Origin of the sequence: Streptomyces coelicoflavus, from assembly GCF_003112555.1 — a bacterium.
Lineage (GTDB): Bacteria > Actinomycetota > Actinomycetes > Streptomycetales > Streptomycetaceae > Streptomyces > Streptomyces coelicoflavus.
In genome coordinates this window covers 619,543-645,116 of record NZ_BEWB01000003.1, presented here as the reverse complement: position 1 = coordinate 645,116, position 25,574 = coordinate 619,543, and the positions used below count along the sequence as shown (strand labels likewise).

At 74.9% G+C, this 25,574-nt stretch carries 3 protein-coding genes; all 3 read right to left on the bottom strand.

What is annotated here, in order from left to right; translation table 11 throughout:
* Positions 1-57 precede the first annotated feature (57 nt).
* Genes Sco07f_RS07970 through Sco07f_RS07960 form a run of 3 tightly spaced genes read right to left on the bottom strand, consistent with a single transcriptional unit; the run spans position 58 to position 25,573 of the window.
* The gene (locus tag Sco07f_RS07970) at positions 58-1,341 is read right to left on the bottom strand and encodes an MFS transporter (protein WP_108987358.1); all 1,284 of its coding nucleotides are present in this window, start codon (positions 1,339-1,341) and stop codon (positions 58-60) included.
* A complete protein-coding gene (locus Sco07f_RS07965) occupies positions 1,338-12,935 on the bottom strand; it encodes a non-ribosomal peptide synthetase (RefSeq protein ID WP_108987357.1) in 11,598 nt (3,865 codons plus the stop codon). Before Sco07f_RS07965 ends, Sco07f_RS07970 begins: the two co-directional genes overlap by 4 nt.
* A complete protein-coding gene (locus Sco07f_RS07960) occupies positions 12,932-25,573 on the bottom strand; it encodes a non-ribosomal peptide synthetase (protein WP_159106929.1) in 12,642 nt (4,213 codons plus the stop codon). Before Sco07f_RS07960 ends, Sco07f_RS07965 begins: the two co-directional genes overlap by 4 nt.
* Position 25,574 lies beyond the last annotated feature (1 nt).

Below are 25,574 nucleotides of genomic sequence, written 5' to 3'. Positions count from 1 at the left end.
CGGTGGGTGCGCACGTCCACACGGCTTGCGGACGGGGAAGGCCGGTGAACCGGCCGGTCAGGTGTCGGGCGAGGGCGCCGGTGGTGCCGCGGGGCGGGCCGCGTCCGGGATGCGGGCCCTGCGGACGGCCGGGATCAGCGCGGCCACCGCGGCGGTGACGGCCATCAGGCCGGCCGCCACCAGCAGGGAGAGCAGTCCGCGGTAGGCCTCCAGGAGCTTCCCGGCGCAGAAGGCGCCCGCGGTGGTGCCGAGCGCGACGACCAGGCCGGACAGGGCGGCGACCCGCCCCTGCAACTCCTGCGGTGTGACGGTGACCTGGTAGACGGCGGTGGCCACTCCGAACACGGCGCCGATGATGTTCATCAGCGCGAACAGCACTCCGAGCTGCACCGGCCCCCGCGCCCAGGCCATGGCGTTCATCAGCGCGGCCCACAGGGTCAGGCCGCCGATCAACAGGACGGACAGCGGCAGCCGTGCCATGAACCAGCGGGCGCCGAGCGCGCCGAGCAGCCCGCCGCATCCGCTGATCCCGAGCACCAGGCCCAGGGTCGCCTCCGGCAGCCCCTGTTCCTTGACCAGGATCACGACCAGCCCCTGCATCACCACTTGCAGCAGGGCCGTGGACACGGTGACCACGGGCAGCATGGCGCGCAGCGCCCGCTGTCCCAGCAGCCAGCGCAGGGCGTCGGCCAGGTCGCGGTGCAGCGCCCGCCCCGGCTTCCGGGGCCCGGTCCGCAGGTCGGCCCGGATGAACCGCAGGTTGACGGCCGCGACCAGCGCCCCGAGCGTGGCGGCGAGGAACGGGCTCCAGCGGACCCAGGTGAACAGCACGGTGCCGGCCGGCCCGCCCAGCAGGCCGGCGATCCGTCCGCGCGCCTCGTTCTGCGACAGCGCGGCGGGCAGTTGCTCGCCCGGGACGACCGTGCGCACGGCGACCCGCTCGGCGAGCGAGGAGATGATCGCCAGCGAGACCTCGACGGCGATCAGCGCCAGCAGCAGCTCCATGCCGAGCGCGCCGAGGGTCAGGGAGACCCCCACCGCGCCGAGCGCCAGGATCCGGCCGACGGCGCACCAGCGCATGACCGCGCGCCGGTCCCACCGGTCCACCAGCACACCCGCCGGCAACTGGACGACGGCCTGCGGCAGTACGGCCGCGGTCGCCGCCAGGCCGACCGCCTCGGCCGAACCGCCGGAGATCTGGAGCGCGAGCAGCGGATAGCAGACGCTGCTCATCCGGGATCCGAAGAACTGAAGCCAGTTGCCGGTCCACAGCAGCAGGAAGTCGCGGTTGCGGCGCAGCGGGGGCGGTGCCGCGACCGTGGTGTCGTCCAGCGCTGTCATGCGCCGAGCCTGCGCGCTGCTTCTACGGCGGTTCTACGAGCGCCGGTGGGAGCCCCGTCCCGGGCCGCCCCGTCCAGCGCCGCGAGCCGCTCGGCGAGGACGCGGCCGACGTGGGCGACCGGTCCCGGCCGCGTCATGAGGCCCTCGTGGTCGCTGTCCACGTCGTGGTTGACGATCTCGCCGCCGACGTGCGGCGCCCAGGCCCGGTGGCCGCGCTCGCGGACCAGTGCTCCCCGGCCGCGTTCGGCGGTGACGAAGAGCATGTCGCCGCCGAACCGGGGCGGGGTGTGCGCCCACATGAGCCGGGTGTTGTTGACGTAGACGTCCTTCATGGCGAGGATCTCGTGCTCGTCGAACCGCGCCATCACCTTGTTCTCGCGGGCCAGGAACGCCCGGTAGCGCTCGATCGGGAAGGTCTCCGGGGTCAGTTCGCCCTCCTGGAAGTCGAAGCCGATCGCCCGCAGGTTGTGCGCGACGATCGTCGCCTCGGAGGGCGGTTCGGTGCCGGCCGCGTCGGCGACCGGGTAGGCGTCGAGCACGGCGAGGAGCTCCACCCGCTCTCCCCGGCGCTCCAGTTCGGCCGCCACGGCGTGCGCGATCGTCCCGCCCACCGACCAGCCGAGCAGCCGGTACGGTCCTTCGGGTGCGGTGGCGGTGATCCGGTCGGCGTAGTCGGCGGCCATCTCCTCGAGGGAGGCGGGCAGCGGCTCCGCGCCGTCGGTGCCGCGCGCCTGGAGTCCGTACAGCGGGTACTGCGGGCCCAGGTGGGCGAGCAGACCGAGGTAGACCCAGCTGAGGCCGGCGGCGGGGTGCACGCAGAACAGCGGGGACGCCGAACCGGAGGCCCGCAGCGGCACCAGCACGCCGTGCCCGTCGCGCCCGCCGTCCGCACCGTCCGCGCCCTGCGGCCGCAGCTCCCGCAGCAGTGCGTCGGGCGTGGGGGCCTGGAAGAGGCGGCGCAGCGGCACGTCGACGCCGAGGACGGACCCGACGCGGCCGACGAGCCGGGTCGCGAGCAGGGAGTGCCCGCCGCTCTCGAAGAAGTTGTCGTCGAGCCCGAAGCTCGCGAGGCCGAGCACCTCGGCGAACAGGGCGCACATGAGTTCCTCGCGCGGGGTGACGGGCGTGCGTCCCTTGCCGCGCGCGCCGTAGTCGGGCGCGGGCAGCGCGGCCCGGTCGACCTTGCCGTTCGGGGTGAGCGGCAGGGTGTCGAGGACGACCACGGCCGCGGGCACCATGTGCGCGGGCAGGGTCTCCCCCAGCCGGTCGCGCAGGACGGGGCCGAGTCCGGCGTCGTCCCGGTGCCTCACCGGGTCGTTGGCCCGGGGCAGGGGGTCGGGCCCGGACGCCGGCCGGTGGACGCCGGCGAGCGCCAGGTCCACGGGGCCGTCCCCGCGGACGAACAGGGCGTCCAGCGCGCCGTCCGCCGCGTCCTCGGCCGCCCAGGTGACGGCCACCCGGTGACCGGTGCGCTCCGCCAGCGCGTACAGCTCCTCGGGGTCCACGGCCGCGGTGTCCCGGGCCTCGTCGTCGGCGAACAGGGCGCGCACCCCGGCCGCCTCGTCGGCCAGCCGGAGGTTGGGGATGCCGGTGACCCGCAGGGCGGGACGGTCCGCGGCCAGTTCGCCGGCCAGCGCGGCGAGTCCGGGCACCCGCTCGCCCCAGGGCAGGGCGGGTGCGTCGGGCGTTCCGGGTCCGGGGGCGGTGCGCAGCACCACGTCGTAGCGGTGCCGGGTGAGTTCGTTGTGATGCGCGCCGCGCCGTACCCGCACGTCGACGCCGAGCGGGCCGGCCCGCTCCGTGAACCACTCGGGGGCGAGCAGAAGCTCCTTCTCGCGGGCCACGGCCCGCTCGACCCCGGCGCGCAGCAGCTCCCGTTCGGTCCCGCCGGGCACGGTGTCCCGCCCGGTGAGGGCGACGCCGCCGCGCAGGGTGCGCAGCGTGCGCAGGTTGCGGACGTCGCCGACGAAGACGGTGCCGCCGGGGGCGAGGAGCCCCGTGACCTTGTCGAGGACCTCGGCGAGGTAGTCGGCGCTCGGGAAGTACTGGACGACCGAGTTGAGCACGACGGTGTCGAAGGTGCCGGCGGGCAGGCCACCGGTGTCGTGGGCGGGCTGGACGGTCAGGGTCACCCGGTCGGCCAGGCCGGGCTCTCCGGCGACCTGGGCGCGCAGCCGCTCGACGGCGGAGGCGGAGAGGTCGGTGCCCCAGTAGCTTTCGCAGTGCGGGGCGACGTGGGCGAGGATCAGGCCGGTGCCGGCGCCGATCTCCAGGACGCGGCGCGGCCGGTCGGCGAGGATGCGCTCGACGGTGGCCGCGCGCCACTCGCGCATCTCCTCCAGGGGGATCGGGTCGCCGGTGTACGTGGAGCGCCAGATGCCGAAGTCCTCGCCGAAGGTGTCGGAGCCCGGGTCGCCGTAGAGGGCGTCGTAGGCCTCCTCCCACTCGCGGACCTGGCTCTCCTCCGCCTCGGTGTCCCGGCTGCCGTCGCCGCGGTCGGGCACCGCGTAGGCGACCAGACGCTTGTCGCCCGGGGTGTCCTCGCGGGCGACGACGACCGCCTGGGCGAGGTCGCCGCGGGAGGTGAGCGCGGCCTCGATCTCGCCGAGTTCGATGCGGAAGCCGCGCACCTTGACCTGGTGGTCGGTGCGGCCGATGTACTCCAGGTCGCCGTCGGCGCTCCAGCGGACCAGGTCGCCGGTGCGGTACATCCGGCCGCCCGCCGGTCCGAAGGGGTCGGCGGCGAAGCGCTCGGCGGTCAGGCCGGGCCGGTTCAGGTAGCCGCGTGCGACGCCGGTGCCGGCGATGTACAGCTCGCCGGCCTCGCCGGGCGCGACCGGGCGCAGCCCGCCGTCCAGGACGTACACCCGGGTGTTGTCGAGCGGGCGGCCGATCGGCGGGCGCTCGCAGGTGGCGTCGTCGAGGAGCGCGGCGGTCGACCAGATGGTGGTCTCGGTCGGCCCGTAGACGTTGGTGAGGGGGCCGCCCAGGTCGTGCAGGGCTCGGCCGAGCGGCCCGGGCAGCGCCTCGCCGCCGACGAGCTTGACGAGTCCGCGCAGCGCCTCGGGCCGGGTGGCGACCAGGCCCTGCCAGGCGGTCGGGGTGGCCTGGAGGACGGTCGCCCCGGACTCCTCGACGAGCCGGGCCAGCGCCACCGGGTCCTTGACGGTCTCGCGGGGCGCGAGCACCAGGCGGGCGCCGTGCGCGAGCGGTGTCCACAGCTCCAGGTTGGAGATGTCGAAGCCGATGGTGGTGACGGCGAGCAGCCGGTCGTCGGCGGTCAGGCCCAGCCGTCCCTGGATGGCGTGGAGCAGGTTGAGCAGGTTCTCGTGGCCGACGACGACGCCCTTGGGGCGGCCGGTCGAGCCGGAGGTGTAGATGACGTACGCCGGGTGGTCCGGGTGCGGGGCGGGGATCCTGCGGACCCGGTCGAGTTCGGGTGCGGTGACGGCGTCCAGGGCGTCCACCGTCTCGGGGGCGTCCAGGACCAGGCGGGCCACCCCGTCCTCGCCGGGCAGGCCCGGCGCGGTCTCGCGGTCGGTGAGCAGCAGGACCGGGGACGCGTCGGCCAGCATGTAGGCGACGCGGTCGGCCGGGTACTCCGGGTCGATCGGGACGTACGCCGCTCCGGACTTGAGGACGGCGAGCAGCGCCACGACCATCGCGTCGGTGCGCGGCAGGGCCACCGCGACGAGGTCCTCGGCGCCGACGCCGCGGGCGGCGAGCACGTGGGCGAGCCGGTCGGAGCGCAGGTCGAGTTCGCGGTAGTCGAGGGTCAGGTCCCCGAAGTCGAGCGCGGGTGCGTGCGGCGTGCGGGCGGCCCGGGCGCGGAACAGGGCCGGCAGCCGGTCGCCGGGCAGGTCGCGGCCGGTGTCGTTCCAGTCGACGAGGAGGCGGCCGCGGTCGCTCTCGGGCAGCGTGTCGAGGGCGCCCACCGGGGCTTCGGGGCGCGCCGCGGCCGCCGTGAGGACGGCGACGAGCCGGTCGGCGAGCCCGCGGGCGGTGGACCGGTCGAACAGGTCGGCGGCGTACTCCAGGACGCCGGCGATGCCGCCGGGCGTGCCGTCCGCGGTGTGCCGTTCGCCGAGCCGGAACATCAGGTCGAAGCGGGCGACGCCGGTGCCGACGTCCTGGCCGGAGGCGGCCACGTCGGGCATCGGGCCCGCGGGGGCCGCGTCGGTGGTGCCGCGTGCGGTGACGTTGTCGAAGGTCAGCATGGTCTGGAACAGCGGGTGGCGGGCCATGGAGCGGACCGGGTTGAGCGCGTCGACGAGCCGCTCGAAGGGCACGTCCTGGTGGGCGTACGCGCACAGGTCGGTCTCGCGGACCTTGGCCACCAGCGCGGTGAACGGCTCGTCGGCCGCCACCTCGGTGCGCAGGACCAGGGTGTTGGCGAAGAAGCCGACCAGGTCCTCCAGGGCCTCGTCGGTGCGGCCGGCGATCGGGGTGCCGATCGGGACGTCGGTGGAGCCGCTGAGCTTGGACAGGAGGGCGGCGAGGGCGGCCTGCACGACCATGAAGAGGCTCGCGTGGTGGTCCCGGGCCAGTTCGGTGAGCCGGGCGTGTGTCGCGGCCGGGATCTCCACGTCGAGCAGGTCGCCGCGGTAGGAGGAGACGGCCGGGCGGGGCCGGTCGGTGGGCAGGTCGAGTTCCTCGGGCAGCCCGGCCAACGCCTGCCGCCAATAGGCGAGTTGCCGCGCCCCGGCGCTTTCCGGGTCGTCCTCGTCGCCGAGCAGCTCCCGCTGCCACAGGGTGTAGTCGGCGTACTGCACCGGCAGCGGCGGCGTGCCGGGCGCCTCGCCCCGGCAGCGCGCGGCGTAGGCGGCCGTGAGGTCGCGCACGAGCAGCGGCATCGACCAGCCGTCGGTGGCGATGTGGTGGACCAGGACGAGCAGGACGTGCTCGTCGGGTCCGACGGTGAACAGCGTGGCCCGCAGCGGCGGTTCGACGCCGATGTCGAAGGCGTGGCGCGCCTCCCGCTCCAGGTCCGCGACCAGTTGCTCCTCCGTCGTCTCGCGCAGGGCCAGCTCGGGGCGGGCCCGCTCGGGCGCGAGGACGGTCTGGTACGGGCCGTCGGCGTCCTCCGCGAACACCGTGCGCAGCGTCTCGTGCCGCACGGCGAGGTCGGCGAGGGCCTCGGTGAGCGCCGCCCGGTCGACGGCGCCGGAGAGCCTGAGGGCCGTCGGCACGTTGTACGTGTGGCTGCGGCCCTCGAACCGGTTGAGGAACCACAGGCGTTGCTGGGCGGAGGAGAGCGGGACGCGCGCCCGGCGCCCGGTGGCGCGCAGCGGCGGCCGGGCGGGCCCGCCGGAGCCGAGGGCGGCGGCGAGTCCGGCGACGGTCGGCGTCTCGAAGAACTGGCGGATGGTGAGTTCCTCGCCGAGTGTGGCGCGGATCCGGCCCGCCAGGCGGGTGGCGAGCAGCGAGTGGCCGCCGAGGACGAAGAAGTCGTCGTCGATGAACACCTCGGGCAGGCCGAGCACTTCGGCGAACAGGCCGCACAGGATCACCTCGTGCGGGGTGCGCGGGGCGCGGCCCGGCCGGGCGGGGCCGTGCTCCGGCGCGGGGAGCGCGGCACGGTCGAGTTTGCCGCTGGGGTTGAGCGGCAGGGCGTCCAGGGCGACGAACGCGGAGGGCACCATGTACTCGGGCAGGGCGGCGGCGACGTGCGCGCGCAGCCGGGCCCGGTCGACGGTGTGACCCGCGGCCGGGACGACGTAGGCCACCAGGCGCCGGTCGCCCGGCCGGTCCTCGCGGACGAGGACGGCGGTGCGGGCCACGCCGGCGTGGCCGAGTACGACCGCCTCGATCTCGCCGGGCTCGATGCGGAAGCCGCGCACCTTGACCTGGAAGTCGGTGCGGCCGAGGTAGTCGAGGTTCCCGTCGGCGTTCCAGCGGACCAGGTCGCCGGTGCGGTACATGCGGGTGCCGGCGGCGCCGTGCGGGTCGGCGACGAAGCGCTCCGCCGACAGGCCGGCGCGACGGTGGTAGCCGCGGGCCAGGCCGGGGCCGGCGATGTACAGCTCGCCCGCGACGCCGACCGGGACGGGTTGCAGCGCCCGGTCGAGGACGTAGAGCCGGGTGTTGCGGATCGGGGCGCCGATCGGCGGCACACCGGTGATCTCGTCGCGGCTGTACCAGGCGGCGGCGTAGACGGTGGCCTCGGTGGGGCCGTAGATGTTGGCGAACCGTTCGGCTCCGACGGCGCGTACGACGTCGCCCGCGTCACGGGCGGAGACGGCTTCGCCGGCGAGTACGACCTCCCGGGCGGCGACCAGCGGTCCGCCGTCGCCGACGAGCTGGGCGACGGCCGAGGGCACGCCGCTGATCAGGGAGACCGAGCGGCCCGTGTGGGCGGTGTCGCCCAGTTCCAGGACGTCGCGCATCACCTCGACGGCGCCGCCGCTGAGCAGCGGGCCGAACATCTCGAAGACGGAGACGTCGAAGTTGAGCGAGGTGGAGGCCACCACGTGCGCCATGCCCGCGGCGCCGAACTCGTCCACGGCCCAGGCCGCCAGGTCGGCGACGTTCTCGTGCGGCACCACGACGCCCTTGGGCAGGCCGGTGGAGCCGGAGGTGTAGATCGCGTAGGCGGCGTGCGCGGGCAGCAGCGGCGCCGCACGCTCGGCGTCGCTCACCTCGCCCGCGGGCAGGGCGGCGAGCGCGGCCTCGGTGGCCGGGTCGTCGAGCACGACGGGCTCGGCGCCCTCGGCGGGCAGCTTGCCGGCCACGTCCCGTGAGGTGAGCAGCAGGCCGGGTGCGGCGTCGCGCAGCAGGTGGGCCTGGCGGTCGGCGGGGTAGTTCGGGTCGACGGGCACGTACGCCGCACCGGACTTGAGGACGCCGAGGACCGCGACGAGGGTCAGCTCGGTGCGCGGCAGGGCGATGCCCACGAAGCTCTCGGGGCCGGCGCCGCGCTCGATCAGCAGCCGCGCCAGCCGGCTCGACCGGGCGTCGAGTTCGGCGTACGTCAGGGTCCGCTCCCGGTGCCGTACGGCGGGTGCCTCCGGCGTGCGGGCGACCTGGGCGGCGAACAGGGCGGGCAGCGTCGCCCGGGGCACCTCGGCGGCGGTGTCGAGCCAGCTGCCGAGGATGCGCCCGCGCTCGTCGTCCTCCAGGACACCGATCCGGCTCAGGGGCAGGCCGGGCTGTTCGGTCAGGGCGTCGAGCAGCAGCGTGAGGCGGCGGACGAGGGTCTCGGCGGTGGACCGGTCGAAGAGGTCCTCGCTGTACTCGAGGTGCCCGGTGATACCCGCGGGGGTGCCGTCGTCGGCGCGGCTGTCGGCCACGGCGAGCAGCAGGTCGAACTGGGCGACGCCGGTGCCGACCTTGTCGCCGGAGACGGTCAGGCCGGGCAGCCGGCCCTCGCCGAGGGCGGCCTTCTGGTCGACGTTGTTGAAGGCGAGCATCGTCTGGAACAGCGGGTGGCGGCCCATCGCGCGGGACGGGTTGAGCACTTCCACCAGCCGTTCGAAGGGCACGTCCTGGTGGGCGTAGGCCGCGAGGTCGGTCTGCCGGGCGCGCGCCACCAGGTCGGTGAAGGTCGGGTCGCCGGAGACGTCGGTGCGCAGCACCAGGGTGTTGACGAAGAACCCGACGAGGTCCTCCAGGGCCTCGTCGGTGCGGCCCGCGATCGGGGTGCCGAGGGGGATGTCCGTGGAGCCGCTCAGCTTGGACAGCAGGGCGGCGAGACCGGCCTGGACGACCATGAAGAGGCTGGCCCGGTTCTCGCGGGCGAGGTGTTCCAGGCGCCGGTGCAGCTGTGCAGAGAGGGCGACGGGCACCGTGGCACCGCGGTAGCTGCTCTCGGCGGGCCGGGGCCGGTCGGTGGGCAGCGGCAGTTCCTCGGGCAGATCGCGCAGGGTCTCGCTCCAGTGGGCGACCTGGCGGCTGACGAGGCTGTCGGGGTCGTCCTCGGAGCCGAGCACCTCGTGCTGCCACAGGGTGTAGTCGGCGTACTGCACGGGCAGCGGGGTCCAGGCCGGTGCCTCGCCGGCGCAGCGCGCGGTGTAGGCGGTGGTGAGGTCGCGGACCAGGACCGGGGTGGACCAGCCGCCGTCGCTCGCGATGTGGTGGACCAGCAGCATCAGGACGTGCTCGTCCGCGCCGAGCTCGAACAGATGGGCACGCAGCGGTGGTTCGGCCGCCAGGTCGAAGCCCTGGCGCGCGGCCCGGCGCAGCTCCTCGGCCAGGCCCGCCGCGTCGGTGGGGGTGATCCGGGGTTCGGGTCGCGCCCGCTCTGGGTCCAGGACGATCTGGTGCGGGCCCTGCTCGTCCTCGGCGAAGACGGTGCGCAGGCTTTCGTGCCGGGTGACGACGTCGGCCAGCGCAGCGGCCAGCGCCTCACGGTCGAGGGAGCCGGACAGGCGCAGCGTCGTGGGTATGTTGTGGGCGGCGCTCGGCCCTTCGAGCCGGCTGAGGAACCACAGGCGGCGCTGGGCGAAGGAGACCGGTATCCGCCCGGGGCGTGGGCGGGCCTCCAGGGCGGGGCGGGCCGTTTCGCCGGTGAGGAGCAGCGCGGCGAGGCCGGCGACCGTCGGGGTCTCGAAGAGCTGGCGCACGGGCAGCTCCACGCCGAGGGTCGCGCGGACCCGGGTCATCAGGCGCAGGGCGAGCAGCGAGTGGCCGCCGCGGGAGAAGAAGTCCTCGTCCACCGAGACCTTGGGCACCCCGAGGACCTCGGCGAACAGGCCGCACAGGATCTCCTCCTGCGGGGTGCGCGGGGCGCGGCCGGTGCTCTCCAGGCCGTAAGCGGGGGCGGGGAGGGCGGCGCGGTCGAGCTTGCCGTTGGGCGTCAGCGGCAGGGCGTCGAGGACGACGAAGGCCGACGGGACCATGTACTCGGGCAGCGAGGCCGCCGCGAACTTGCGCAGGAGCGCGTGGTGCGGGCCGCTGTGTGCGCCGACGGGCACGACGTAGGCGACGATGCGTTTGTCGCCCGGGGTGTCCTCACGGACGACGACCGCGGCACGGCCGACGTCCGGATGACCGGCGACGACACTCTCGATCTCACCCAGCTCGATACGGAAACCGCGCACCTTCACCTGGAAGTCGCTGCGGCCGAGGTACTTCAGCTCGCCGGACGCCGAACGCCGCACCAGGTCGCCGGTCCGGTACATCCGCGTACCCGCCGCACCGAACGGATCGGCCACGAACCGCTCAGCCGACAACCCCGGACGACCGTGGTAGCCACGAGCCAGACCCGCACCCGCGATGTACAGCTCACCGGCCACCCCGACCGGCACCGGACGCAGACCCGCATCAAGCACATACAGACGCGTGTTCGCCACCGGACCACCGATCGAGACCGCACCGGACTCCGTGACCTCCGCCGCCGACGACCAGACCGTCGTCTCCGTCGGCCCGTACAGATTCGTCACCGCACGGCCGCCCTCCGCGAGCGAACGCGCCAGCGACACGGGCAACGCCTCACCACCCACCAGCACACGCAGCCCGGCAGGAAGACCCCCCGCCTCGCACAACGCCTGCCACAGACTCGGCGTCGCCTGCATCAGCGTGGCACCCGACTCCCGCACGAGAGCCCCCAGCGCGACCGGATCCCGCACCACCTCACGCGGCGCCAGCACCACCCGCGCACCGTGCAGCAACGGCAGGAACAACTCCAGACCAGCGATGTCGAAGCCGACCGTCGTCACCGCCGCCAACCGGTCACCCTCACCCAGCACGAACCGGTCCTGCATCGCCGCCAGGAAGTTCACCAGCGCCCCGTGCGGAACCGCCACACCCTTCGGCCGGCCCGTCGACCCCGACGTGTAGATGACGTACGCGGTGTTCCCACCCGAGAGCCCCGCCACAGGCGGATCCTCAGCCCCGTACGACGACAGGTCCAGTCCCGCGAGCACGTCCTCCGACAACGTCAGTACCGGCGCCGCATCCTCCAGGACGTACGCGATGCGCTCCTCGGGGAACTCCGGATCCACCGGCACGTACCCCGCACCGGACTTCAGCACGGCCAGCAGCGCCACCACCAGATCCACCGAACGCGGCAACGCCACCGCCACCAACCGCTCCGGCCCCGCACCCCGCTCGACCAGCCAGTGCGCAAGCCGATTGGCCCGCGCGTTCAACTCCCCGTAGGACAGCACCTGGTCGTCGAAGGAGAGGGCGGGCGCCCCGGGCACGAGGGCGGCGCGGGCGGCGAAGAGTTCGGGGACGGTGGCGGGCGTCACGTCCCGTGCGGTCGCGTTGGCCGCTTCCAGGGCCTCGTGCCTCTCGTCCGCGGTGAGCAGGTCGACGCGGGCCACCGGCGCGTCCGGGGCGGTGGCCACCGCCGCGAGCACCCGGGTGAACCGCTCGGCGATGCGCTCGGCGGTGGCGCGGTCGAACAGGTCGGTGCTGTAGTTCAGGGCGCCGCTGAGCCCCTCGGGCACTTCCGATCCGCTCTGCCGCTCCTCCACCGTGAAGGAGAGGTCGAAGCGGGCGGTGCGGGTCTCGGCGTGGTGCCCGGCCACGGTCAGGCCCGGCAGTTCGGCGGCGGCCGTGCGGGCCTGGCGCTGGTCGTTGTCGTTCCAGGTGAGCAGGGTCTGGAAGAGCGGGTGGCGGGCCATCGCGCGCGGTGGGTTGAGCACCTCCACCAGCCGTTCGAACGGCACGTCCTGGTGCTCGTAGGCGTGCAGGTCGGCGTCCCGCACCCGGGCCAGGAGCTCCCGGAAGGTGGGAGTGCCGGACAGGTCGGCGCGCAGCACGAGGGTGTTGACGAAGAAGCCGACGAGGTCGTCCAGGGCCTCGTCGGTGCGGCCCGCGATCGGGGTGCCGAGGGGCACGTCGGTGGACCCGCTCAGCTTGGACAGCAGGGTCGCCAAGGCGGCCTGGACGACCATGAAGAGGCTGGCCCGGTTCTCCCGCGCCAGGGTGAGCAGACGCGCGTGCACATCGGCCGGCACGGTCAGGGGCACGGTGTCGCCCCGGTGGGTGGCCGTCGCCGGGCGGGGCCGGTCGGCCGGCAGGCCCAGCTCGTCCGGCAGGCCGGCCAGCGTCTCGCGCCAGTAGCCGAGCTGCCGGGAGATCACGCTGTCCGGGTCGTCCTCGGAGCCGAGCAGCTCCTGCTGCCAGACGGTGAAGTCCGAGTACTGGACGGGCAGTTCGGGCCAGTCGGGCGCGTGGCCGCTCTGCCGGGCGGCGTAGGCGCCGAGCAGGTCGCGGACGAGGACGGGCACGGACCAGCCGTCGCCCGCGACGTGGTGCAGCAGCACGAGCAGGACGTGCTCGTCGGGGGCGAGGGCGAACAGGGTGCAGCGGATCGGGGTCTCGCCGAGCAGGTCGAACTCGTGCCGGGCCGCCGCCTGGAGGGCGTCGTCGAGACCGGCCTCGTCGCACGGTGCCACCGTGAGCACGGGTGTGGCGGCGTCGTCGCCGGCGTCGAGCACCACCTGGCGCGGGCCTTCGGGCCCGTCGGCGAGGACGGTGCGCAGGGTCTCGTGTCGGGTGATCACATCGGCCAGGGCGGCGGTGAGCGCCGCGCGGTCGAGGGATCCGGTCAGACGCAGGGCGGTGGGGATGTTGTAGATCGCGCTCGGGCCGTCCAGCTGGTTGAGGAACCACAGGCGGCGCTGCGAGAAGGACAGCGTGGTCACGAGTTCTCCTTGGTACCGGTGCGGCGGCGCAGGGCGGGACGGGTGGTGGCGGCGGAGGCCTGCGCGAGGTTCTCGGCCAGGGCGGCGACGGTGGGCCGCTCGAAGAAGGCGCGGATGCTCATCTCCTTGCCGAGCGTCGAACGGACGCGGGCGGCGAGACGGTTGGCGAGCAGGGAGTGGCCGCCGAGAGCGAAGAAGTCGTCGTCCACCGAGACCTTGGGCACGCCGAGGATCTCGGCGAACAGGCCGCACAGGGTCTCCTCCTGCGGGGTGCGCGGCGGACGTCCCTCGCCGAGTGCGCCGAGCGCGGGGGCGGGGAGGGCGGCGCGGTCGAGCTTGCCGTTGGGTGTCAGCGGCAGGGCGTCGAGGACGACGAACGTCGACGGGACCATGTAGTCGGGAAGGGTCACGGCGACGTGCTTGCGCAGGACGTCGCCGTCGGGCGAGCCGTCCGGGCCGGGCACGACGTAGGCGACGATGCGTTTGTCGCCCGGGGCGTCCTCACGGACGACGACCGCGGCACGGCCGACGTCCGGATGACCGGCGACCACACTCTCGATCTCACCCAGCTCGATACGGAAACCGCGCACCTTCACCTGGAAGTCGCTGCGTCCGAGGTACTCCAGCTCGCCGGACGCCGAGCGCCGCACCAGGTCACCGGTCCGGTACATCCGCGTACCCGCCGCACCGAACGGATCGGCCACGAACCGCTCAGCCGACAACCCCGGACGCCCCTGATAACCACGAGCCAGACCCGCACCCGCGATGTACAGCTCACCGGCCACCCCGACCGGCACCGGACGCAGACCCGCATCAAGCACGTACAGACGCGTGTTCGCCACCGGACGACCGATCGAGACCGCACCCGAGGTGATCTCGGCCGCCGACGACCAGACCGTCGTCTCCGTCGGCCCGTACAGATTCGTCACCGCACGGCCGCCCTCCGCGAGCGAACGCGCCAGCGACACCGGCAACGCCTCACCACCCACCAGCACACGCAGCCCGGCAGGAAGACCCCCCGCCTCGCACAACGCCTGCCACAGACTCGGCGTCGCCTGCATCAACGTGGCACCCGACTCCCGCACGAGAGCCCCCAGCGCAACCGGGTCCCGCACCACCTCACGCGGCGCCAGCACCACCCGCGCACCGTGCAGCAACGGCAGGAACAACTCCAGACCCGCGATGTCGAACCCGACCGTCGTCACCGCCGCCAACCGGTCACCCTCACCCAGCACGAACCGGTCCTGCATCGCCGTCAGGAAGTTCACCAGCGCCCCGTGCGGAACCGCCACACCCTTCGGCCGGCCCGTCGACCCCGACGTGTAGATGACATACGCGGTGTTCCCACCCGAGAGCCCGGGGACCACCGGGTCCTGCACGCCGTACGACGACAGGTCCGTCCCGGCGAGCAGGTCGTCGGTCAGGGTCAGGACCGGCGCCGCGTCCTGGAGGATGTACGCGATGCGCTCCTCGGGGAACTCCGGATCCACCGGCACATACCCCGCACCGGACTTCAGCACGGCCAGCAGCGCCACCACCAGATCCACCGAACGCGGCAACGCCACCGCCACCAACCGCTCCGGCCCCGCACCCCGCTCGACCAGCCAGTGCGCAAGCCGATTGGCCCGCGCGTTCAACTCCCCGTACGAAAGGGCCAGGTCACCGAAGACCAGAGCGCACGCCTCAGGCGACACCGCCACACGGTCCGCGAGGAGCCGCGTGAGGGTGACGTCCGGGACCTCACGGCCGCTGTCGTTCCACTCACTGAGTACTCTCTCCCGTTCTCCCGGGGCCATCACGTCCACCTCCGCCACGGAGGTCTCCGGCCGTTCCACGACCGTGCGCAGCACGCGCGTGAACCGCTCCACCAGGTTCTCGGCGGTGGACCGGTCGTACAGGTCGGTCGCGAACTCGAGGTGGCCGTGGAGCCCGTCGGCGCCGCCGTCGGCGGTGTAGGCCTCCTTCAGGGCCAGCGTCAGGTCGTACTTGGCGACCCTGGTGCCCAGCGGCAGCGTCTCGGCGGTCAGGCCGCCCAGGTCGCCGGCCGCGCCGGACGCGAGGCGGTCGTCGTTGTTGTTCCACATCAGCATGGTCTGGAACAGCGGGTGGCGGGCCAGGGAACGCGTCGGGTTGAGCACCTCCACCAGCCGCTCGAACGGCACGTCCTGGTGGGCGTAGGCGCCGAGCGACGTCTCGCGCACCCGGTCCACGAGCTGGGTGAAGGAGGGGTTGCCGGACAGGTCGGCCCGCAGCACGAGGGTGTTGACGAAGAAGCCGACCAGGTCGTCCAGGGCCTCGTCGGTGCGGCCCGCGACCGGGGTGCCGACCGGGATGTCCTCGCCCGCGCCGAGCCGGGACAGCAGCGTCGCCCAGGCGGCCTGGACCACCATGAAGAGGCTGGCCCGGTGCTCGCCCGCGAGCCGTGCCAGGCCCGCGTGCAGGTCGGCGGGAAGGTGGAAGGGCACGGCGTCGCCGCGGTGCGAGGCGACCGCGGGCCGCGGCCGGTCGGCGGGCAGCGCCAGCTCCTCGGGCAGCTCGGCCAGCGCCTGCTTCCAGTACGCGAGTTGCCGGGCGGCCGGGCTGTCCGGGTCGTCCTCGGAGCCGAGCACGTCGGCCTGCCACAAGGTGTAGTCGGCGTACTGGACCGGGAGTTCGGCCCAGCCGGGACCGCCGCCGGTGCGGCGTGCCGCGTACGCCTCGATCAGGTCGCGGGCGAGCACCGGCGCCGACCAGCCGTCGGTGGCGATGTGGTGCAGGACGAGCAGCAGGACGTGCTCGTGCGGGCCGGTGCGCAGCAGGGTGACCCGCAGCGGCGGCTCGGCGGCGAGGTCGAACGGGCGGGCCGCCGCCTCGGCCAGCCGCCCGGCGAGGGCCTCGGGTGCCACGTCGGCGGCACGGGGGGTGCCGAGCGCGGCGAGGGCCTCCTCGGGCGTGCGGATCACCTGGTATCCGCTGCCGGCCTCCTCGGCGAAGACCGTGCGCAGCGACTCGTGCCGGGTGACGACGTCGGCGAGGGCCGCGCCGAGCGCGTTCTCGTCGAGGGCGCCGGACAGCTTCAGGGCGGTGGGCATGTTCCAGGTCGCGCTCGGCCCCTCCATGCGGTGCAGGAACCACAGCCGGCGCTGGGCGGGCGAGAGCGGGATCCGCTCGGGCCGCTCGCGGCGGGTCACCGCCGGTCGGGCGCCGTCGGCCCCGTCGAGCAGGGCCGCGAGTCCGGCGGGCGTGCGCTGCTCGAACAGGCCCCGGACGGCGAGTTCGGCGCCGAGGACCGTGCGGACGCGGGCCACCAGGCGGGTGGCGAGCAGCGAGTGTCCGCCCAGGTCGAAGAAGTCCTGGTCGACACCGACCACGGGGCGGCCCAGCACCTCGGCGAACAGGCCGCACAGGGCTTCCTCGCGGGCGGTGCGCGGTGCGCGCACCGCCGTCACGTCCTGGGCGGGGGCGGGCAGCGCGGCCCGGTCCAGCTTGCCCGTGCGGGTCAGCGGCAGCTCGTCGAGCAGCACACAGGCGGCGGGCACCATGTGGGCCGGCAGGAGGCTCCCGAGGTGGGCGCGGAGCGCGGACTCGGCGGGCGCGGCGCCCGGACGGGCCACCGCGTAGGCGACCAGCCGCTTGTCCCCGGGGATGTCCTCGCGGACCACGACGGCGCAGCGCACCACGTCCTCGTGCGCGGTGAGCGCGGCCTCGATCTCGCCGGGCTCGATGCGGAAGCCGCGGATCTTGACCTGGTCGTCGGCGCGGCCCACGTGGACGAGGGTGCCGTCCGCGGTCGTGCGGGCCAGGTCCCCGGTGCGGTACATCCGGGCGCCGGGCGGACCGTACGGGTCGGCGACGAAGCGTTCCGCGGTGAGGTCGGGCCGGTTGAGGTAGCCGCGGGCCAGCGCCGTGCCGGACAGGTGCAGTTCGCCGACGACGCCGGGCGGCACGGGCAGCAGGCCGGCGTCCAGGAGCCGCACGCCGACGCCGTCGACCGGACGGCCGATCGGCGGGGTGCCGGGCCAGGACGCGACGTCGGCGGGCAGCGTCCACGCGGTCACCACGTGGGTCTCGGCGGGCCCGTAGTGGTTGTGCAGGCGGGTCCGCGCGGCGGTGTGGTGGGCGCGCACCGGCTCGCGCAGGGTCAGCGCCTCGCCGGCCTGGACGACGTGGCGCAGGCCCGACAGGTCGGCGCCGCACTCGCGGGCCGCCTCCAGTACGCCGTCGATCACCAGGTTCGGCGCGTACAGCTCGGCGACGCGCTGCCGCGCGAGCCAGAGGGCCAGTTCGCGCGGGTCCCGCCGGGTGTCCTCGGGGACCACGGCGAGGGTCTTGCCGGCCAGCAGGGCCGACAGGATCTCCTGCACGGACACGTCGAAGCCGACGGCGGTGAACTGGCACACCACGGTGCCGGGCGCCGCGGGCAGCGTCCGCTCGTGCCAGTCGAGCAGGTTGGCCAGCGCGCCGTTCGGCATGACGATGCCCTTGGGGCGGCCGGTCGACCCGGAGGTGTAGATCACGTACGCCGGGTGCTCGGGCAGCGCCTCGGGGAAGACCTGCGCCGGGCCGGCGGCCGGCCGGGGCGCCTCCACCAGGATTCGCGGCACGTCGGCGGCGGGCAGGGCGGTGGCGGCGGAGGCCGTGGTGATCAGCGCGCCGGGCGTGGTGTCGGCGAGCATCAGCGCGAGCCGCTCGGCCGGCAGTTCCGGGTCGAGGGGCACGTAGGCCGCGCCCGCGGTGAGGGTCGCGACGAGGGCGACGGCGAGGTCGGTGCCGCGCGGCAGGGCGACGGCGACCCGGTCCTCGGGGCCGATCCCGAGGCCGCGCAGTTCGACGGCCAGGGCGCGGGCCCGCTCGCGCAGTTCGCGGTAGGTGAGGCTGCCGTGCGCGTCGGTGACGGCGACGACGTCCGGGGTCCGTCCGGCCTGCGCGGCGAGCCGCCGGGCCAGGGGCGCGCCGGGGCGCGGTGCGGGGCCGGCCGACGCGTCGAGCAGCCGGGCGCGGGTGGCCGCGGGCAGGACGTCGATGCGGTGCACGGGGCGGTCGGCGTCGGCGGTGACCGCGCCGAGCACCGCCGTCAGGGTGGACACGAACAGCTCCGCCGTGGCCGGGTCGTACAGGTCGGTGGCGTATTCGAGGCGGACGGCGAGGCCGTCCGGGGCGCCGCGCTCGGTGCGCAGGTCGGAGAAGGCGAACAGCAGGTCGAAGGTGGCCACCTGCGCGTCGACCTCGCCGACCCGCATCCGCAGGTCGGGAAGGTCCTCGGCGAGCCTGCCGGTGGCGTCCTGGGCCGTGTTGTTCCAGGTGACCATGGTCTGGAACAGCGGGTGGCGGCCGAGGGAGCGGTCCGGGTTGAGGGTCTCGACGAGGCGCTCGAACGGCACGTCCTGGTGGGCGTAGGCGCTCAGGGAGTTGGCGCGGACCCGGTCGAGGACCTCGGCGAACGTGGGGTCGCCGGACAGGTCGGTGCGCAGCACCAGCGTGTTCACGAAGAAGCCGATGAGCCCGTCGAGCGCCTCGTTGACCCGGCCCGCGCTGGGCGTGCCGAGCGGGACGTCCTCGCCCGCGCCGAGGCGGGAGAGGGTGACCGCGACGGCGGCCTGGACCACCATGAACAGGCTCGCCCGGTGCTTCTGGGCGAGGGCCTCGAGGCCGGCATGCAGCTCGGCCGGTATGTGGTGGCGCAGGTCCGCGCCGCGGCCGGTGCCGGTGAGGGGCCGCGGCCGGTCGGTGGGCAGGGTGAGTTCCTCGGGCAGGTCGGCGAGCGCCTCCCGCCAGTGGGCGAGCTGCCGGCCGAGTTCGCTGTCCGGGTCGTCGGCGGAGCCGAGCACCTCGCGCTGCCACAGCGTGTAGTCGGCGTACTGCACGGCCAGCGGCGGCCAGCCGGGCTCCCGGCCGCCGCGCCGGGCCGCGTAGGCGGTGGCGAGGTCCTTGACGAGCAGCGGTACCGACCAGCCGCCGTCACCGGCGATGTGGTGCATGACGAGCAGCAGGGCGTGCTCGTCCTGCGCGAGGGCGAACAGGTGGGCGCGCAGCGGGATGTCCGCGGCGAGGTCGAAGCCGGTCCGGGCGGCCTCGGTGAGCAGCGCGGGCAGTTCCTCCTCGGTGGCGGGGCGGACGGGGGCCGGGACGGGGCGCGGCGCGAGGACGATCTGGTACGGGCCTTCGGCGTCCTCGGCGAAGACGGTGCGCAGCGTCTCGTGGCGGGTGATGACGTCGGTGAGCGCGTCGCCCAGGGCCTGCTCGTCGAGGGTGCCGCTGAGGCGCAGCACCACCGGCACGTTGTACGTGGGGCTGCCGGGCTCCTCGAACCTGCCGAGGAACCAGAGGCGTTGCTGGGCCGGCGAGGCGGGCAGCCGCTCGGGACGCTCGCGCGCGGTCAGCGGGGTGCGGCCGGTGCCGGTGCCGGTGAGCCGGGCGGCGAGCGCGGCCACGGTGGGCGCTTCGAACAGGACGCTGATCGGCAGGTCGACGTCGAGCACCGAGCGGATCCGGCCGGCCAGGCGCATCGCGGCGAGCGAGTGGCCGCCGACGGCGAAGAAGTCGTCGTCGATGGAGACCTGGGGGCGGCTGAGGATCTCCGCGAAGAGCCCGCACAGGATCTCCTCCTGCGGCGAGCGCGGCGGGCGGCCCGTGGTGTCCTGCGTCTCGGCGGGGTCGGGCAGCGCGGCCCGGTTCAGCTTGCCGTTGGCGGTCAGCGGCAGCTCGGGCAGGGCCACGAAGGCGCCGGGGACCATGTACTCGGGGAGGGCCGCGGCGACGTGGGCGCGCAGGGCCGGCACGTCGAGGTCGGTGACGACCCAGGCGACCAGGCGGGGCTCGCCCGCCGCGTCGGGGCGCACGCCGACGGCGGCGGCGCCGACGTCCGCGTGGGCGGTGAGCACGGCCTCGATCTCGCCGGTCTCGATGCGGAAGCCGCGCAGCTTGACCTGCTGGTCGCCGCGGCCCACGTACTCCAGGCGTCCGGCGGCCGTGCGGCGCACGACGTCCCCGGTCCGGTACATCAGGGTGCCGGCGGCACCGAACGGGTCGGCGACGAACCGCTCGGCGGTGCGGCCGGGCTGCCCGAGGTAGCCGCGGGCGAGTCCGGCGCCGGACAGGTACAGCTCGCCGGGGACGCCGGGGGCGACCGGGCGCAGCCGGGCGTCCAGGACGTACCGGCCGGTGTTGTCGACCGGCTCGCCGAGGTGGACGGCGGCGGGGTCGGTGACCGTGGCCGCGGTGGACCAGATGGTGGTCTCGGTGGGCCCGTACACGTTGAGCACCGAGCGCGCGCCGGCGGTGAGCGTCGCGGCCAGGTCGGCGGGCAGTGCCTCGCCGCCCACCAGGACGCGCACGCCGGCCAGGAACGAGGCGTCCCGTCCGGTCGCGGCCCGCCACAGGGTGGGGGTGGCCTGCATGAGGGTGATGCCGTGCGCGGTGACGGCGGCGCGCAGCGCCTCGGGGTCGCGCACGGTGTCGGGCCCGGCGACGACGACGGCGGCGCCGCGGGCGAGCGGCAGGTACAGCTCCAGGCCGGCGATGTCGAAGCCGATGGTGGTGACGGCCAGGAGCCGGTCGTCGGCGGTGACCGCGCAGCGGTCGGCCATGGCCCGCAGGAAGTTGTCGAGCGCGCCGCGCGGCACCACGACGCCCTTGGGGACGCCGGTGGAGCCGGAGGTGTGCAGCACGTACGCGGCGTGGGTGGGCGCGGCGCGCACGCCGAGGTCGCCGTCGGGGTACCCGGACAGGTCCGCCTCGTCGGCCAGGACGGTGGGCACGGCCACGTCGGGCAGGCCGGGCAGCAGGTCGCCGGTGGTGACGAGCACCGCCGGGTCCGCGTCCGCGATCATGCGGTGGATGCGGTCGGAGGGGAAGCCGGTGTCGAGCGGCAGGTAGGCGGCGCCCGACTTCTGCACGGCGAGCAGGGTGACGAGCAGCGCGGTGGTGCGGGGCAGGGCGACGGCGACGAAGCGCTCCGGGGCGGCGCCCCGCTCGACGAGCAGGCGGGCCATCGCGTTGGCGCGGCGGTTCAGTTCCCCGTACGAGAGGGTGACGTCGCCCGCGGTGACGGCCGGGGCGTCCGGGCGCCGGGCGGCCTGCTGCTCGAAGCGGTCAAGGAACCAGCGGTCCTCGGCCGCGCGTGCGGTGTCGCGCGGGCCGGCGAGCGCGGCCGCGCGCTCCCCCTCGAGGAGCACGTCCACGGCGCCGATGCGTTCGTCGGGCTCCGCGACGAGGCGGGCCAGGACGGCCGTGAACCGCTCCACGAGGCGTTCGGCGGTGCCGCGGTCGAACAGGTCGCCGGCGTACTCGAGGATGCCGGTCATGCCGTCGGCGGCGCCGTCCGGGGTGTGCCGCTCGCGCAGGTTGAAGGCGAGGTCGAACTTGGCGACGCCGCTGCCGACGCCGCCGTGCGCGGTCACCGCGAGCGCGCCGAGCCGGGCCTCGGCCGGGCCCGATCCGGCCGGTCCGCCGGTGTTGTTGAAGGCGAGCAGGGTCTGGAACAGCGGTGAGCGGGCCAGCGAGCGGGTCGGGTTGAGCACCTCGACCAGCCGCTCGAACGGCAGGTCCTGGTGCGACCAGGCCGCGAGGTCCGTCTCCCGCACGCGGGCGAGGAGCTCGGTGAAGGTGGGGTCGCCGCTGACGTCGGTGCGCAGCACCAGGGTGTTGATGAAGTCGCCGACGAGGTCGTCGAGCGCCTCGTCGAGGCGGCCGGCGACCGGGGAACCGAGCGGGATGTCGTCCCCGGCGCCGAGCCGCGACAGGGTCACGGCGAGCGCGGCCTGGACGACCATGAAGACGGTGGCGTCGGCGGCGCGGGCGCGCTCGGCGACGGCCCGGTGCAGGTCGGCGGGCAGGCTGATCTCGACGTTGTCGCCGCGGTAGGAGGCGACGGCCGGGCGCGGCCGGTCGGTGGGCAGGGCGATTTCCTCGGGCAGGTCCGCGAGGGCCTCGCGCCAGAACGCGAGCTGGCGGGAGGCACGGCTGTCCGGGTCGTCCTCGGAACCCATCAGGCGGTGCTGCCACAGCGCGAAGTCCGCGTACTGCACGGGCAGTTCCCGCCACTGCGGTGCGCCGCCCCGGGCCCGTGCGGCGTAGGCACGGGTCAGGTCGCGGGTGAGCAGCGGGGTGGACCAGCCGTCGCCGGCCACGTGGTGCAGCAGGACGAGCAGTTCGTGCCGGTCCTCGGCGAGTTCGTACAGGAACAGCTTGAGCGGCAGGTCGGCGGCGAGGTCGAAGGGGTGGCGGGCGTGCTCGGCGAGCAGTTCCGGCAGTTCCGCCTCCGTGCAGCGCACGTGGACCGGCTCGGGGTGGACGTCCGCGAGGACGACCTGGTGGGCGCCCTGCTCGTCCTCCGCGACGACGGTGCGCAGGCTCTCGTGGCGGGCCACGACGTCGGCGTGGGCGGCGCGCAGCGCGGCGTGGTCGAGCGGGCCGGTCAGACGCAGCGCGGAGGCCAGGTTGTAGACGGGGTTCGGGCCCTCCATGCGGTGCAGGAACCAGAGGCGCTGCTGACCGTAGGAGAGCGGCAGCCGCTCGGGGCGCTCGCCGCGCACGAGCGCGGGGCGGGCTTCCTCGCTCTGGCCGAGGGAGCGGACCAGGGCGGCCGGGGTGGGGTTCTGAAACAGGTGCTTGACGGAGAGTTCGACGCCCAGGTTCGCGCGCAGGCGGCTCACCAGGCGGATGGCGAGCAGGGAGTGGCCGCCCAGCTCGAAGAAGTCGTCGTCGGGCCCGACGGAGGCGAGCTTCAGCACTCCGGCGAACAGCTCGGCCACGAGCTCCTCGCGCGGATCGCGCCCGGCGCGCTGGACGGGCAGCGCGGTCGCGGGCTCCTCGGGGGCGGGCAGCGCCTTGCGGTCGATCTTGCCGTTGGGGGTCAGCGGCATCGCGGGCAGGGCGACGATCGCGGCCGGGACCATGTAGGGCGGCAGGGCGGCGGCGAGGTGGGCGCGCAGCGCGTCGGTGTCCACGGTCTCGGGGGTCACCCAGGCGATCAGGCGGGCGTCGCCCGCGGTCTCCTCGCGGGCGAGCACCACGGCGCGGGTGACGTCGGCGTGGGCGGCGGCCGCCGCCTCGATCTCGCCGGGTTCGATGCGGAAGCCGCGCAGTTTGATCTGGTCGTCGGCGCGGCCGGCGTGCACGAAGGTGCCGTCGGCCAGGCGCCGGGCGAGGTCGCCGGTGCGGTACATCCGGGTGCCGGGCGGGCCGTAGGGGTCGGCGACGAAGCGCTCGGCGGTGAGGTCGGGCCGGTTGAGGTAGCCGCGGGCCAGGACCACGCCGGATATGTACAGCTCACCGGCGACGCCGGGGGCGACCGGGCGCAGGGCGGCGTCCAGGACGTAGGCGCGGGTACCGGCGAAGGGGCGGCCGATCGGGACGGCGCCGTCGGCGAGTTCGGTGCCGGGCTCGATCCGGAACTCGAGGCAGTTGACGGTCGCCTCGGTGGGCCCGTACGCGTTGATCACGGTGGCGTCGGGGTGAGCGGCGCGCCAGCCGCGCACGGCCTCGCCGCGCAGGGCCTCGCCGCCGAGGACGAGGGTGCCGGACGGCGAGACCTCGCCGGGCAGGGTGTCGAGCAGCTCCAGGTGGCTGGGCGTGCCCTTGAGGAACGTGGGGCGCGGGCCGCCCACGGCGTCCTCGAGTTCGGCGAGATGGGCGCAGCCGCCCGAGACCAGCGGCGTGTACAGGCCGGTGACGGTGAGGTCGAAGGTGACCGACGAGTGCACGAGGGTGAGTCCCGCGGCGTCCGGGTAGGCGCCGCGGGCCCGCGCGAGGTAGGCGGCCACGGAGCCGTGCTCGACGACCACGCCCTTGGGGCGGCCGGTGGAGCCGGAGGTGAAGATCAGGTAGGCCGGGTCGTGCGGGTGCGGGGCCGCGGTGAAGGAGGCGGCCTCCTCGCCGGTGACCTCGAGCGTCCGGGTGCCCGGCAGGTCGAGGCCCGGTGCGGTCAGCGCGAGCACCGGGTCGGCGTCGGCGAGCACCGCGGCGATGCGCTCGGCCGGGTGCCCGGGGTCCAGCGGTACGTACGCCCCGCCGGACTTGGCGACGCCGAGCAGCGCCACCACGAGGTCGATGCCGCGCGGCAGCAGCACGGCGACCGTGCTGCCGGCGCGCACCCCGCGTTCGACGAGCGTGCGGGCGACGTGGCTGGCGCGCGCGTCGAGTTCGCGGTACGTGAGCACCTGGTCGCCGGCGCGCACGGCGGGGGCGTCGGGGGTGGCGGCGGCCTGGGCGGTGAACAGCTCGGGCAGTGCGGGCGGCCGGGTGTCGCCGGCCGCGGGGCCGGCGGGCCCGGCCGCGTCGGTGAGCGCGCGGGCGGTCGCGTCCGCGCCGATCACGTCGATGCGGCCGAGGGGCTGCCCGGGGTCGCGCACCAGGGTGTCGAGCAGGCCGAGGAAGCGGTCGGCGACGGCCGCGGCGGCGGTGTCGTCGAACAGGTCGCGCTGGTGGAAGAGCTTGAAGCGCAGGGCGTCCTGCGGCATGCCGACGAGGCTGAGCGGGAAGTGGTTGGCGGAGTGGCTCTCGGCGCCCACCACCCGCAGCGGGTCGCCGTCGTCGGAGACGGCCGGGGCGGAGTCGAACGGGAAGTTCTCGAAGACGACGGACGTGTCGAAGAGCGGGCCGAGTCCGGTGCGGTGCTGCACCTCGGACAGGCCCAGGTACTGGTGGGCGATCAGCTCGGCCTGCGCGTGGTGCACCGCGCCGAGGAGTTCGCCCGCGGTCTGCTCCGGGCGCAGCCGGACGCGCAGCGGCAGGGTGTTGATGAACAGGCCGACCATGGACTCGATGCCGGGCAGCTCGGCCGGGCGGCCGTTGACGGTGACGCCGAAGACCACGTCGTCGCCGCCGGTCAGGCCGGCCAGCACCAGCGACCAGGCGGCCTGCACCACGGTGTTGACGGTGACGCCCGCCGAGCGGGCCCGGGCCGTCAGGGCCCGGGTCTGCTCCTCGGTGAGCCCGAACTCGTGGCGTCCGGGGTCCCGCGGGGTGTGCTCGGCGGTGCCGGCCACCAGGCTGGGCGCCGTCAGGCCGTCGAGCATGGTGTCCCAGGCGGCCCGCGACGCGTCGGCGTCCTGGCGGGACAGCCAGGTCAGGTAGTCCCGGTAGGGGGCCACCGCGGGCAGGTCGCGGGCGTCGCCGCCCGACAGGTACAGCGCGTGGTACTCCTTCAGGAGCGTCGGCAGGGACCAGCCGTCGAGCACCGTGTGGTGGATGGTAAGCACGAGGCGGTGGCTCTCGGCGCCGGTCCGGATCAGCATGAAGCGGATCAGCGGCGGCCGGCCGGTGTCGAAGCGCCGCTCGCGGTCGGCGAGCGTGGCCGCCCGCGCCTCGCTGTCCGCCTGCTCCGCGGGGAGGTGGGACAGGTCGGTCTCGGTCCACGGCAGCTTGTACCGGGCCGCGACGATCTGCACCCACTCCCCGTCCTTGCGCTGGCGGAAGGCGACCCGCAGGCTCGCGTGCCGGCGCAGCAGCGCCTCGGCGGCCGCCCGGGCGCGGCCCGCGTCGAGCGGGCCGGCCAGGTGGAAGGTCGACTGGACGGTGTAGATGTCCGGGCTCGCCCCGTCGGAGCCGCCGGAGGCGTCGGAACCGCCGGAGCTGTCGAACACGCTGTGGAACAACAGGCCGCTCTGGAGCGGGGAGAGCGGCAGAATGTCATCGACTGTGCGGGTGCTTCTCGCCACT

What these genes read in the sequence shown, in the direction of transcription:
- Sco07f_RS07970 (WP_108987358.1), bottom strand. Translation starts at nt 1,341, where the DNA reads ATGACAGCGCTGGACGACACCACGGTCGCGGCACCGCCCCCGCTGCGC.